The following is an 11,473-nucleotide window of genomic DNA, read 5'->3' as shown; positions in this document are numbered from 1 at the left end:
CAGGATGAAACAGAACATGTGTTAACAATCTGCCTTCGCCTGAGGCAGAAGATGCTCTTAGACCTAGTTCGTCAAATATATAAGCACCAGCTTGATCTGTTGCGTTGTCAAAAGCTGCTTGATCTGCCGGTTCACCGTAATCTAGCAAGCAGGTAACAAATACATCAGTATAGTTAGTTCCAGAAACGTGTCTAGTTTCTATTCTATTTCTCGCTGGATCGATATTATTAACAGACCTATCGTCTACCACTTTAGAATAAGTTTGATTATAGAGGCTTGCGTTAGTACCTGTAGAATTGGGGGTGAGATAGGTAATTATTCCTGTAGGATCTACAGAAGTTCCGCCGTTACCGAAATTTTTAACCCCAAAAAGTGCAATATAGCAACCAAATGAAGGGGCATTATGAACTTATTTTATTTATTTATAACTATCTAATATTTATCATTTATCTGTTATCATATGGAATTAAACAGAAAAAACTGTATAATTTATTGTTGGGGCTAAAAGATGTATCAATAGTGGTATCGCAATTGCGCGATATGAATTGCATTTTCGGTAACTTTATAAATAAATCGGTGCTCATCGGTTATTCGCCTGGACCCGTAGCCTGAAAGTGCATGCTTTAATGGTTCAGGTTTTCCCATACCTTCAAAAGGATTCTGTTTCGTTTCCTTGATGAGGGTATTGATTCGGCGAAGGATTTTTTTATCCGTCTTTTGCCAATAAAGATAATCATCCCAGGCGTTGTCAGAGAAAATGAGCTTCACTCTATTAGCTCCTTTTCAGAGCCTTCGTCGTTTTCCAGCTGAGCAATAGATTCAATCAGGCGTCTTGTGTTTTTCGGAGACCGTAGGAGATAAGCTGTCTCTTCAAGGGCCTCAAAGTCCTCAAGAGACATAATAACAACCGATTCCGATGATTTGCGTGTTACAATCACCGGGGAGCGGTCTCTGCAAACATTTTCCATTGTTTTCGCAAGGTTTTGTCTTGCTGCGGTATAAGTTATAGCTTTCATATTATCACCCCCTGTACAGCATATTGTACGTATCAAAGGTAAAATGTCAAGGAGTAACCCGTACCCCGGCATTAAAATTTCGGGGGCAGTATATGAATTTTTTTACCTAAATTGAGCGTTTCAAATTTTTACACGGATCAATATTTTTTATTTTTTTAAGGAATTAAGTCATTTTCAGGTGTTAAAATTTGAAACCCTCCGGGATTTCCAATTTTGCCGCATCTACTGCGTCAGATGCAGTCTCGCATAGTCCACTATAGCTTGTCTGCATCTTCCTTGTATCTGCGGCAAACTTGAAAATCGCTCAATTTAGGTTTTAGCGTGTGCACAACCGGAAACATTTGCCATTGGGGCAACAACTGCTGGATCTGCCCGGTTTCCCGAATGGCGTCTGCTGAACTGGAACTGAACCCATGGCAAAGAAAAAAACACGACCGGATCCGTTTGCTGAGTTGACGTGGGATGATTTTGCGGACTGGGCCGGAGACAGGATTGTCTCCCGGGGAAAAGGGTATCAGAGGATGGGACGGGTTCGGGATCCGGCCGTAACAGAAGACGGCGGCCTGGTTGCCTGGGTGGACGGGACACAAAGATATGCAGTCAAGGTGGTTATGATGGATGATGGTCTGCCGGTGGAGGTTCTCGACAGCCTGGAAGGCGTACCGGTTATAAAAAAACAAGGTCGTTAAAAAGGCGGGCGGTTTCTCAATTGCTCTGAAAACTCGTTTTTGCCTACAAAAACGAGAAGGCAAAAGCGACCGGCTTTCCCTGGAAAGTTTTCGTTCCGCAAATGCTGCATGAAATAGCAGGTGGTAAATAAAAAGTATCCAAAAATCAAAACAGAGAGCGAACCATAATGGCTCTGGCTGCACTTTATGAAATTTTTCTCGGGTATTCCGCCCTGTTTCTTTGTATCGGGTTCGGGATACTGTTTTTGCGCGGGGCGGCTGGCGGTGTGGTCGGGCCGGAATACTGCGGGCAGGGTTTTTCCTCAACAGTGCAGGGTTTCTGTGCTGGGCGGCAACAGCAACAGGCCGGCCATGGCTGTTTTTTACAGCGGGCGAGATTTTTCACATGCTGGGATTCGTCATCATGGTCGGGGGCGCCTACCGCTTTACCGGCAATGCGTTCAAGCGCTGGAATGTGTATGCCCTGTTCGGATTCGCCTCTGTCTGGGCCGTAGCAATGCTTCTGATGCCTCACTATAGCTTTGCTTCATTTTTTCTGATCATGGCCCTGCGGACCGTTCTTTTTGTATGGGCCGGATGCATGATGCTCAAATTCACGCCCTCCAATAGGACGGCAGGGCGAAGGCTTGCAGGATGGAGCCTGATTGCATGGGGGGTGTATGTTCTGCTGTTTCCCTTTTTCTTTCAGTTTCCGTCGCTGATTCATCCTGCCTTTGGATTTCTGGTGGGGTTTCATGTTCTGGCGGCACTTGGGTTGGTGGTTCTGGTCGTTGAAAGGGTGCGGGTCCGCGCCGAGGACAGTGAAGACCATGCCAGGCGTCTTGAAGGATTTCTTCCCATCTGTTCTCATTGCAAAAAAATCCGGGACGATAACGACATCTGGCAACCCATCGAGTCCTATATACGGGATCGCTCCGATGCGGAATTCAGCCACGGCATATGCCCTGAATGTCTAAAAGTGCACTATCCCGAGTTCAATCTCAAAACCTGATATACGACGGGTGGCAGTCAGGTGGCGGGGTCGGACCAGATCAACCGGCATTGGGTGTTCCAGTTTCCAGGCCATCTGTATGGGGCGTTCGCCCTGATAGCTTTGGCAGGTTGCAGGGCCAAGACAGGTGACATCAATGGGGGGATTGCTATCAGAGGCTTTGTTGTTTTTTCGGTTTTCAGAAATGTTTTTGGGCATATGACAGGCGCTTTGCAAATCCTTAGGGTGATACTGTTTTGGCCGGCAGAGGTTGTGAAAGCAAATTCAATTTCGCAGATTATCCGGCGTTTGTAAAGTGGCGACCAAACCTTTCCGGAAGAATTCCGGGGCCATGGTGCTATCTTGGATCTATAATCTTGACGCCAGGCAGGTACGATGTACATTGGTAGTGTGAGCGCCTTTGGAAGTCAGCCATGATAAGGACCCAAGTATACCTTACAGATCGTCAGCGTGCAGGGCTGGACGCTATTTCAAAGGGTTCAGGAAAGACTCAAAGTGAGCTTGTCCAGATTTTTAGCCGATTGATTTTATTGCCTTTCAATTGTCTTTATTGTATCTTGGTGGTTAAAATCGGTGAGGGGGTCGTTCTGAAATGGAAAGCAGGGTAACCACCAAAGAAGAGTTGATTAAGCGTGTCCTGGAGCAACAGGGGCGGCTTTCATTTTTTGGCGTCAGAAGCATCGGGCTATTCGGGTCGTTTGCGCGGGGAGAACAGACCGATTCGAGTGACATCGATATCCTCGTGGAATTTCATTCTGAAAAACATACCTTTGATAATTTCATGGAAGTTTCTTTCCTTCTTGAAGAAATTTTGGGACGGAAAGTCGAGGTCGTTACCCCGGAAGGTTTAAGTCCGCACATCGGCCCCCATATTTTAAAGGAGGTAGAGCGTGTCCCTGTCGCCATCTGAATACATTCGTGAAATAATATTGAAAAAACCTGCCGGAATGTGGAAAATCAATCATATTTCACGGCACTGAAGCGCATGAGCTTGTTCCAGTTGTGGTGGGACTCGATGTAGCGGATGGTGCCGGTTTTGCCCCGCATGACCAGGGAATGCGTTGTGGCGCCGTTTCCGGTATATCTTACCCCTGAAAGAAAACTCCCGCCTGAAATTCCGGTGCCGGCAAAAAACACGTCATCGCTTTTCACCAGATCATTGACGGAAAATATTTGGGACAGATCTGTTCCGGCTTCGGCCAGGGCTTTTTTCTCCTTGTCTTTCTGGGGATTGAGGCGGCAGAGCATCTCCCCGCCAATGGCGCGGATCGCGCAGGCCGACAAAACCCCCTCGGGCGTGCCGCCTGTGCCCATCATCACGTCCACCTCAGAATTTGGATCAATGGCCATCAGGGCACCGGCAACATCCCCGTCTGAGTGAAGCTGAATGCGGGCGCCGGCTTTTCTGATGGCCTGGATCAGGTCCGCGTGCCGGGGCTTGTCCAGGACAAACACCACAAGGTCGGCAATGTCTTTGCCCAGGGCTTTTGCGATGTCTGCCAGGTTTGTGTCAACCGGGGCATTGAGGTCCACGGCATTTCTGGCTGCTGCGGAAACCGCCAGTTTTTCCATGTAATAGCTGGGCCCGGGATCAAGCATGGTGCCCGCAGGTGAGACTCCCACAACGGAAATGGCATTGGGTCGGCCGTATGCCAGAAGATTGGTGCCTTCCACCGGATCAACGGCCACATCCACCCGGGGCCCGGCGCCGGTGCCCAGATTTTCGCCGTTAAACAGCATGGGGGCGTTGTCTTTTTCCCCTTCGCCGATAATGACCGTGCCGTTGATGTCAATGGCCCCAAATGACAACCGCATGGCCTCCACTGCGGCCTTGTCCCCGGATTCCTTCTCTCCTCTGCCCAGCCAGCGGGCCGATGCCAGGGCCGCGGCCTCGGTTGTTCTCACCAGGTCAAGGGCCAGGTTACGCTGCGGGTATTCCATTTGTGTGTCTCCTTGGGTCTGTATGCATTGGTAAAGATTGTTTGCGCGCTTTTGAGCCGGCACCATGATCTCTTCATAATAAACAAATAAAATGGATACAACCATTTGGTTTTTTACACAACCCTGATCCGGAAAATCCCGGCACAGCCCGGGTTGACATCCATATGGATTCATGAAACTGTTTTTTTGAAATATTTGACCAACCCATAACCACCGGCGTCAAAGCCGGCTGGATATTTTTTTTCGGAGATGACATGAGATATGAAGGACAGATTTACCGGCCGTTTAGCGAAGCCAATAGCTATCTTTTGCAATGCACCATCGGCTGCTCCCATAACCGCTGCACCTTTTGCGGCATGTACAAGGACCGCAGATACCGGATCCGGTCGCTGGCCGATATCAAGACCGATATCCAAATGGCCAAAGATTATTACAGCGACCTTGAAAAGGTGTTTTTGTGCGACGGCGACGCCCTGGCAATGGAAACCGGAGTGCTGCTTGAAATTTTAAACACCCTTTATGCTGCATTTCCGTCCCTTCGCCATGTGGGCACCTATGCCGGGCCCAGCAGCATCCTTGAAAAAGACATGAGCGAGCTGACCGCCCTGCGGGCCGCAGGCCTGACCAAGGCCTATCTCGGGGTGGAATCCGGCGATGACCGGGTTCTGGCGGATGTCAAAAAAGGGGTGACGGCCGCAGAAATGCTCCGGGCCGGGCAGGATCTTGTGCAGGCCGATATCAATCTTTCTTCCATGGTATTGCTGGGCATTGCCGGCCGGGGCGATGCAAGCCGGCGGCACGCAGAGGCCACAGCAGAAATCACCAACCGGATGAGGCCCCGGTACCTGGCTGCTCTGACCTACACGCCGGTGCCAAACACGCCATTGTATCAAAAGGTTGAAAACCAGGCGTTTGAACTGCCCGGCCCGCTTGAGACCATAGAAGAGATGAAGATCATGATGGAAAACATCACCATCGACAACCTGAAGTTTATCGGCGCCCATGCCTCAAATTATCTGCCGGTCAGCGGGGAGCTGCAAAAGGACAAGGACCGGATGCTGGCGCTGGTCAGCGGGGTTTTGACAAAACAGGACATGTCCGCCCTGCGGCCGGAAAATCATCGCGGGCTGTGATCCGGGAGTTGGGAAAAGAGGCAGAGCAGACGGGTGCTGTCGATTCCTGAACTGGCCGGCACTGCCGGGAAGGGGGGACTGATGAAAACAGACATGCATTATTTTGGGATTTATGCCCTGGCCCGGGCTGCCGGGATGCGGCCGGGGCCGGCGGAAATTGTTGCCACTGCAAGCGAATATACAGATGATGCGGTTTGGGACAAGGAAGTCTTTCTGGAAGACGGCAGAAGCATTCTTGCGGAATTGACGGGCCATAGGCTCTTGGATTTTAAAAACGCAGACGGCGAGGATCAGAGAAAGGTCTGGCTGCCGTTTCATTTTCTGCCCGGCGGAGAGGGGAAAACGCCTACAGACAAGCTGCTTTGCGGGAAAAACAGCCCGGTTGCCAAAAAAATGGTGAAAAGAAACACGGCCATTGGGGCCCAGGCGTCTTACGGGCTTTATCTCATGGGGATCACGGCCCATGTGTATGCCGATACCTTTGCCCATGACGGGTTTATGGGCGCAAACCACAGCTATAACGCCATATCCGCGGGAAGTATTGAACTGGAGGTGGCAGACAACGGGGTTCTCGATTATATTCAAAACAAGGCAAAACAGTTTTTGGAAGGGGTGGTGTCATACGGGCTGAGCCAAACGTTTCCCCTGGGCCACGCCGCGGCCACCACCTATCCGGATCGGCCCTATCTGCGGTGGCGCTATGTCCGGGCCGCAGACGGCAAAACCGTTGAGCGGGAAAACCCCAAAGACTATCTGGATGCCTGCCGGGCCATGCATGAAATGTTTCAGGACTATCTGGAAAAAGTGCCAGAGCACGGGCAGAGCCGTACGGCAAAGCAGTGGCGGCAGATCCGCCATGGGTTAAAGAAAATCATTGAGCTGGAAGCCGATAAACCGGCACGGATCAGGGCCTGGAAAAAGGCGATCCGGGAAAACCGGTTGTTTGGCGGCACAACCCGGATTCCTGTGTACAAGGGCCCGAACTGGTCTGCAAGCATTGATGATCTGGAGGCGGAAACAATTCCCAAGAATATGGACAAGCTGCCGGTTTACCGGTTTTACCAGGCCGCCCGGATCCACCGTGCCCAGGTGCTGAGCAATATCTTGCCGCCCAATGACGTGATTGCGGCATAGGTGAAAAAATCTGACATACACTTTCCGCCAGGCTGAAATAGACCGCACCTGGACAGAGATCGGGTGGTTGGAAGTGGGCATAATCCCTTTTATTGGCGGATTTGTTTTTACTCAGTATGATCCGGATGTGACGGAGCCATTTATTTCTGAAGTTTCGCCCAATTATGGAAGATATGTGAGTGCAAAAGTAACAGATTCGATCTGTTCTACGCTTGAAAACAAAAATTAGCATAATGACAGCAGTTCAACAGTAATCGATTTTGCAGGAATTGATGGAGATGTATCATGCATTACAGCCAGGTCCCTCAATTTTTCAGCTTGTTTTTATTGCTATTGCTTTTGTGTGCACCGGTTTTTCAGGGATGCGCCAAGCCGGGGTTTCGCTCCGTCCCGGCTGATGAGCTGGAAAAGAAATATGCCAATGAGAACTCCCAATTTATGGAGATAAACGGGGCAAGGGTTCACTTCCGGGAGGAGGGAAGCGGCCCGCCTCTGCTGCTGCTTCATGGCGCCATGGCGTCGCTTCACACCTGGGACGGCTGGGCAGGCGAGCTTCGGGACGGTTTCCGGATCATACGCGTGGACTCACCCGGAAATGGTCTGACAGGTCCGGTGCCCGGATTTGCACACACCGAGCAGGGGCTGCTGGATTTTCTGGAGACATTTGTGGATGCCATGGCCCTTGACCGGTTCTATCTGGCGGGCAACTCCCTTGGCGGGTTCATGGCCTGGAATTATGCAGTGCAGCATCCGGATAAGGTCAAAAAGCTGATCCTGATTGCTCCTGCCGGATACCCGCAGGAGCCTCCGGACGTGATAAAGCGGGTGAGTCTGCCGGTGGTGGGCGGCATCGCCCGGGTTTGGGCGCCCAGGTTTATGATTGCCGCAAATGTGCGAAGTGCATACGGAAATCCTGATCTGGTCTCTGAATCCGTGGTGAACCGCTACCATGAACTGCTGCTCAGGCCCGGTAACCGCAGGGCAATGGTGGAGATCTTCCGGGCCATGAATGAAAAGGCTGACGGGTTTGATCCGGGTGAAAAGATAAAGCAAATTTCCGTGCCTGTGCTGCTGATGTGGGGGGAAAGGGATCGCTGGGTGCCGCCGGCACATGTTGAAAAATGGAAAAACGATGTCTCCGATCTTCAGGTCATCACTTATCCCGGGGCGGGACATGTGCCCATGGAAGAGTTCCCAAGCAGAACAGCCAGGGATGCCCGCAGGTTTTTATGTGAATAAGCGATTATCAGGGCGATAGCAAAAAGGCGGGTGATGAAATCAAACATGCCCATGGTGGGCGTCGGGGTGATTGTGCTTCGAAATGGTCTTGTTCTGCTCGGCAGGCGCAAGGGCACACACGGGGCCGGAACCTGGGCGCTGCCCGGCGGACACCTGGAGTACGGGGAAACCGTGGAGGACTGTGCTGCGCGGGAGGTAATGGAGGAAACCGGGCTTTGCATCCATTCCATCACCCGCGGGCCGTATACCAGTGATGTGTTTCCGAAAGAGGGCAAGCATTATGTCACCCTTTTTGTGAGCGCCCGCAGCTACAGCGGTGAGCCAAAAATTTGCGAGCCCGCCCGGTGTGCAGCCTGGAATTGGTTTGACTGGTCTGATCTGCCCCGGCCCTTGTTCCCGCCCCTTGCCTCTTTGCTTGAAACAGGATTTGTTCCGAAGTAGGGCGAAATTCTCACCTGATATCCACTGATCTGGATATCTGGCAGATGGCGTTTTGGATAAATGCGGGATTTTTGACAACCATGGACACGGCATGGCGGGGGCAGACAGCTGCGCAGCGGCCGCAGCCCCGGCACTGGCTCTGGTCAATAACTGCGCAGCCGTTGTGGATATGGATGGCCTTTACAAAGCAGGTGCCGTTTGTGCAAATTCCGCAGCCGGTGCAGTTATCGTTCACTTCCATTTGAATGCCCGGCATGCGGGATATTTTCCTGCTGATATCCGGGTGCATGTATGGCAGCGTCTGCCAGAGGCAGCAGCAGGGGCAGCAGTTGCAGATGGTCATGAGTTTGCCGGGCGGGCCGATATTTAACCAGAGCGTATCAATGCGGTTGCGCCCGATCATTTGCACCAAGCCGGCTTCGCGGCATTTGCGGGCATGGGCGATGGCTTCTTCCGCGGTGGCCCGCCGGCCGAAAGCCGGGTTGATTCCGCCTGCGGCCGCGCCCAGAAAAATGCACCCGTATTCAACCGGATAATCTTTGCACCCTTCCGAGTCCCGGCAGATACAAAAATCCATGATCCATATCACGCCGGCCGCCCTGATGAAATGTTCCACCACCCCGGAAGGCACCGCAAGGCTTTCGGGCGGGGCGATGGTTTCATTGATGGCAAATACAGAGTCTTTGGGCAGAAACACCACATCGTCGTTTTTAAAAAACATCCGCTCGATCAGCCATCCGATCACGCGGTAACGCGTTAGCCCGGACCAGAAAAACCGGGTTGCGTATATTTTGTTGATAAGTTTGCGTATTGCGTAAGGACTGGCCATTGGCTGCTTTTTCCGGATTTTCCAGTGGGTTCCGGTCTTCTCTCAAAAGGGTTGCAGACTGTATTGCGTTTTTCTGCTTCAGGGCAAAACAAGTCCTATAGCCTTTATCCTGCCATCTGTAAACAGCCAAAGGCTTGTGGCGCCATCTGTTAAGCCGCGTCTGCCTTTGCTGTTTCCGGCCTGCGGGTTGACGATCCGGGAGTTGAGAACTATTTATGGGTTGACCGGTTATTGACAGGTCAATTTTAAAGGAAGTTTTGAAATGCGCTACGAAGGACCCATATACAGGCCCCCATCCGAGGCCGACAGCCTGCTGATCCAGGCCACTGTGGGCTGCCCCCACAACCGGTGCACCTTTTGCATGGTTTACAAAAAAGGCCCGAAATACCGGGTCCGGCCGGCCGCCGAGGTCATTGAGGACCTTGAGGCTGCAAGAGCGCAGTACGGCAGCCGCATTCAAACGATTTTTTTTCCTGCAGGAAACACGATTGCCGCGCCCACCGACATTCTTGAGGCCATATTCCGGGCCGCTTGCCGGATTTTCCCGGAGGTCCGGCGCATGACCGTGTACGGATCGTCCCGGTATATCCTGGAAAAGGGGGAAAAAGATCTGCGGCGTCTTGCCGCGGCCGGCTTAAGCCGGATTCACGTGGGGCTTGAAAGCGGAAGCGATGCGGTGCTGGCCGATATCCGGAAAGGGGCCACCCGTGAAGAGCAGATCCGGGCCGGCCGGCTGCTGAAAAAGGCCGGTATTGAAAACAGTTCCTATGTGATGCTGGGAATCGGGGCAAGGGAGTTGAGCCGGGAGCATGCCCTGGAAACAGCCTCTGCCTTAAATGAAATCGCCCCGGAATACGTGCGGCTGCGAACCTTTGTGCCCAAGCAGGGAACGCCTCTTTTGCGAAAGGTGGAGAAAGGCGATTTTGTCATGGCCGGCCCGCACGAAGTGCTCAGCGAAACCCGGCTTCTTCTGGAAAATCTGGAAACAGCCACAAGCCTGCGAAGCGACCATTACACCAACTATGTCAATCTTTCGGGTGAACTGCCCGAAGACAGGCTCCGTCTGCTGCATCGCATAGACGATTGTCTCAGGCGCCCGGAAGGCAGTTTTCGGCCTTTTTTTGTGGGATCCGAGTAATTCATGTGCAAAGGTTTTATACCACCCCGCGGTAAAATGCCAGCTGCCGGGCGTTTTGCCTGAAAGGGGCGAGAAGTTTTTCCAATTCGATCTTTTCAAGGGGTTGCGCGTTGGATCCGGCATCCACCAGGGTTTTGACTTCGGTGATGCTTGAACATCCCACTATGGCAACTGTTATTGGTTTGCCAAGGGCATAGCGCAGCAGCAGTTCAGGGGTCACCCCCAGGTGCGGGGCAACGTAATGGCCCGCTCCCAGTATCTTCATGGCGATGACAGCGGTGTTTTTCTCCAGGGCTGCGGCAAGTGTTTGGGTGAGAAAACCGCCAAGGATCTCCTCAACCGGATTGACCGGCATCATCACCGAATCCACGGGCCATTGCCGTACCGCCCGGGTCAGGACATCCGGGTCGTGGTGTCCGGTCACTCCGATAAAGCGCACTTTTCCCTGCTGCCTGGCTTCCAGAAACGCTTCAAGTGCGCCGCCCGGTCCATCAATGGCTTCCATATCCTGCATGGTGCGCACGTCATGGATCTGCCAGAGATCCAGATAATCGGTTTCAAGCCGCTTCAGGCTTTCTTCGAGATCTTTTTGCGCGCCCTTTTTGTCCCTGGATGCGGACTTGCTGGTCTGAAAAACACGGCTTCGCTGTTCTGGGTCTGATTTCCATTTCCTGCCGTAATAAAGCTCGGAGTCTGAATAAACCCGTGCGCTGTCAAAATAGATGATGCCCTGCAAACAAGCGGCATCAATGACTTCGCCGGCCTCTTCTAACCGGCCGGTGGTTCTGAGCACGCCTTCGCCGCCCAGGCCTACGCGGGTGACCGCCTGCGGGGCTGTTCCAAACGGGTTTGTCTGTATCGGGTTTTTTCCCATGGCTTCATAGATCCCTTTTTTGTTTTTCATGAATGCCGCAAACGGCTT

Annotated in this window: 13 protein-coding genes; 8 read left to right on the top strand and 5 right to left on the bottom strand. The window is 52.2% G+C overall.

Annotation, left to right across the window (positions count from 1 at the left end; translation table 11 throughout):
* Window positions 1-513 precede the first annotated feature (513 nt).
* Window positions 514-768, bottom strand: coding sequence for a Txe/YoeB family addiction module toxin (locus R6U41_RS06420; RefSeq protein ID WP_410269007.1), 255 nt, complete (start codon window positions 766-768; stop codon window positions 514-516).
* On the bottom strand, window positions 765-1,016 hold the full coding sequence (locus R6U41_RS06415) for a type II toxin-antitoxin system Phd/YefM family antitoxin (protein WP_410269006.1): 252 nt from the start codon (window positions 1,014-1,016) through the stop codon (window positions 765-767). The genes R6U41_RS06420 and R6U41_RS06415 overlap by 4 nt, the downstream gene beginning before the upstream one ends.
* 413 nt (window positions 1,017-1,429) lie before the next feature.
* Here R6U41_RS06415 and R6U41_RS06410 point away from each other — a divergent pair, with 413 nt between their 5' ends.
* The 3 genes from R6U41_RS06410 (at window position 1,430) to R6U41_RS06400 (ending at window position 3,606) form a co-directional block, all read left to right on the top strand.
* Window positions 1,430-1,705 carry an SWIM zinc finger domain-containing protein gene (locus R6U41_RS06410; protein WP_410269005.1) on the top strand — a complete coding sequence of 92 codons (276 nt, stop codon included), beginning with the start codon at window positions 1,430-1,432 and terminating at the stop codon, window positions 1,703-1,705.
* A 385-nt stretch (window positions 1,706-2,090) separates the two neighbouring features.
* A complete protein-coding gene (locus R6U41_RS06405; protein WP_410269004.1) occupies window positions 2,091-2,696 on the top strand; it encodes a hypothetical protein in 606 nt (201 codons plus the stop codon).
* Window positions 2,697-3,288: 592 nt separating this feature from the next.
* Window positions 3,289-3,606 carry a nucleotidyltransferase family protein gene (locus R6U41_RS06400; protein ID WP_410269003.1) on the top strand — a complete coding sequence of 106 codons (318 nt, stop codon included), beginning with the start codon at window positions 3,289-3,291 and terminating at the stop codon, window positions 3,604-3,606.
* 47 nt (window positions 3,607-3,653) lie between these two features.
* On the opposite strand, the gene glpX is transcribed toward R6U41_RS06400, so the two are convergent.
* Window positions 3,654-4,637, bottom strand: a complete 984-nt coding sequence (gene glpX / locus R6U41_RS06395; RefSeq protein ID WP_410269002.1) for a class II fructose-bisphosphatase — start codon at window positions 4,635-4,637, stop codon at window positions 3,654-3,656.
* A gap of 254 nt (window positions 4,638-4,891) precedes the next feature.
* Between glpX and R6U41_RS06390 the strand changes: the two genes are divergently transcribed.
* From R6U41_RS06390 to R6U41_RS06375, 4 genes are all read left to right on the top strand, one after another.
* On the top strand, window positions 4,892-5,770 hold the full coding sequence (locus R6U41_RS06390; RefSeq protein ID WP_410269001.1) for a radical SAM protein: 879 nt from the start codon (window positions 4,892-4,894) through the stop codon (window positions 5,768-5,770).
* A gap of 81 nt (window positions 5,771-5,851) precedes the next feature.
* On the top strand, window positions 5,852-6,904 hold the full coding sequence (locus R6U41_RS06385; RefSeq protein WP_410269000.1) for a DUF6765 family protein: 1,053 nt from the start codon (window positions 5,852-5,854) through the stop codon (window positions 6,902-6,904).
* 285 nt (window positions 6,905-7,189) lie between these two features.
* Window positions 7,190-8,143 (top strand): alpha/beta fold hydrolase, encoded by a 954-nt coding sequence (locus R6U41_RS06380; protein ID WP_410268999.1) that lies wholly within the window; start codon window positions 7,190-7,192, stop codon window positions 8,141-8,143.
* 33 nt (window positions 8,144-8,176) lie between these two features.
* Window positions 8,177-8,584 carry a nucleotide triphosphate diphosphatase NUDT15 gene (locus R6U41_RS06375; protein ID WP_410268998.1) on the top strand — a complete coding sequence of 136 codons (408 nt, stop codon included), beginning with the start codon at window positions 8,177-8,179 and terminating at the stop codon, window positions 8,582-8,584.
* 10 nt (window positions 8,585-8,594) lie between these two features.
* Here the strand turns inward: R6U41_RS06375 and R6U41_RS06370 are convergent, their stop codons facing one another.
* On the bottom strand, window positions 8,595-9,413 hold the full coding sequence (locus R6U41_RS06370) for an indolepyruvate ferredoxin oxidoreductase subunit alpha (RefSeq protein ID WP_410268997.1): 819 nt from the start codon (window positions 9,411-9,413) through the stop codon (window positions 8,595-8,597).
* Window positions 9,414-9,675: 262 nt separating this feature from the next.
* Here R6U41_RS06370 and R6U41_RS06365 point away from each other — a divergent pair, with 262 nt between their 5' ends.
* Window positions 9,676-10,551 (top strand): radical SAM protein, encoded by an 876-nt coding sequence (locus R6U41_RS06365; protein WP_410268996.1) that lies wholly within the window; start codon window positions 9,676-9,678, stop codon window positions 10,549-10,551.
* A gap of 16 nt (window positions 10,552-10,567) precedes the next feature.
* Here R6U41_RS06365 and R6U41_RS06360 read toward each other — a convergent pair whose 3' ends face one another.
* Window positions 10,568-11,455, bottom strand: coding sequence for an aldo/keto reductase (locus tag R6U41_RS06360; RefSeq protein ID WP_410268995.1), 888 nt, complete (start codon window positions 11,453-11,455; stop codon window positions 10,568-10,570).
* Between the last annotated feature and the right edge of the window lie 18 nt (window positions 11,456-11,473).

The organism is Desulfosalsimonas sp., from assembly GCF_046483245.1.
Taxonomy (GTDB): Bacteria; Desulfobacterota; Desulfobacteria; order Desulfobacterales; family Desulfosalsimonadaceae; genus Desulfosalsimonas.
The sequence above is the reverse complement of the archived record's forward strand: the minus strand, read 5'-3'. Positions and strand labels throughout refer to the sequence as shown.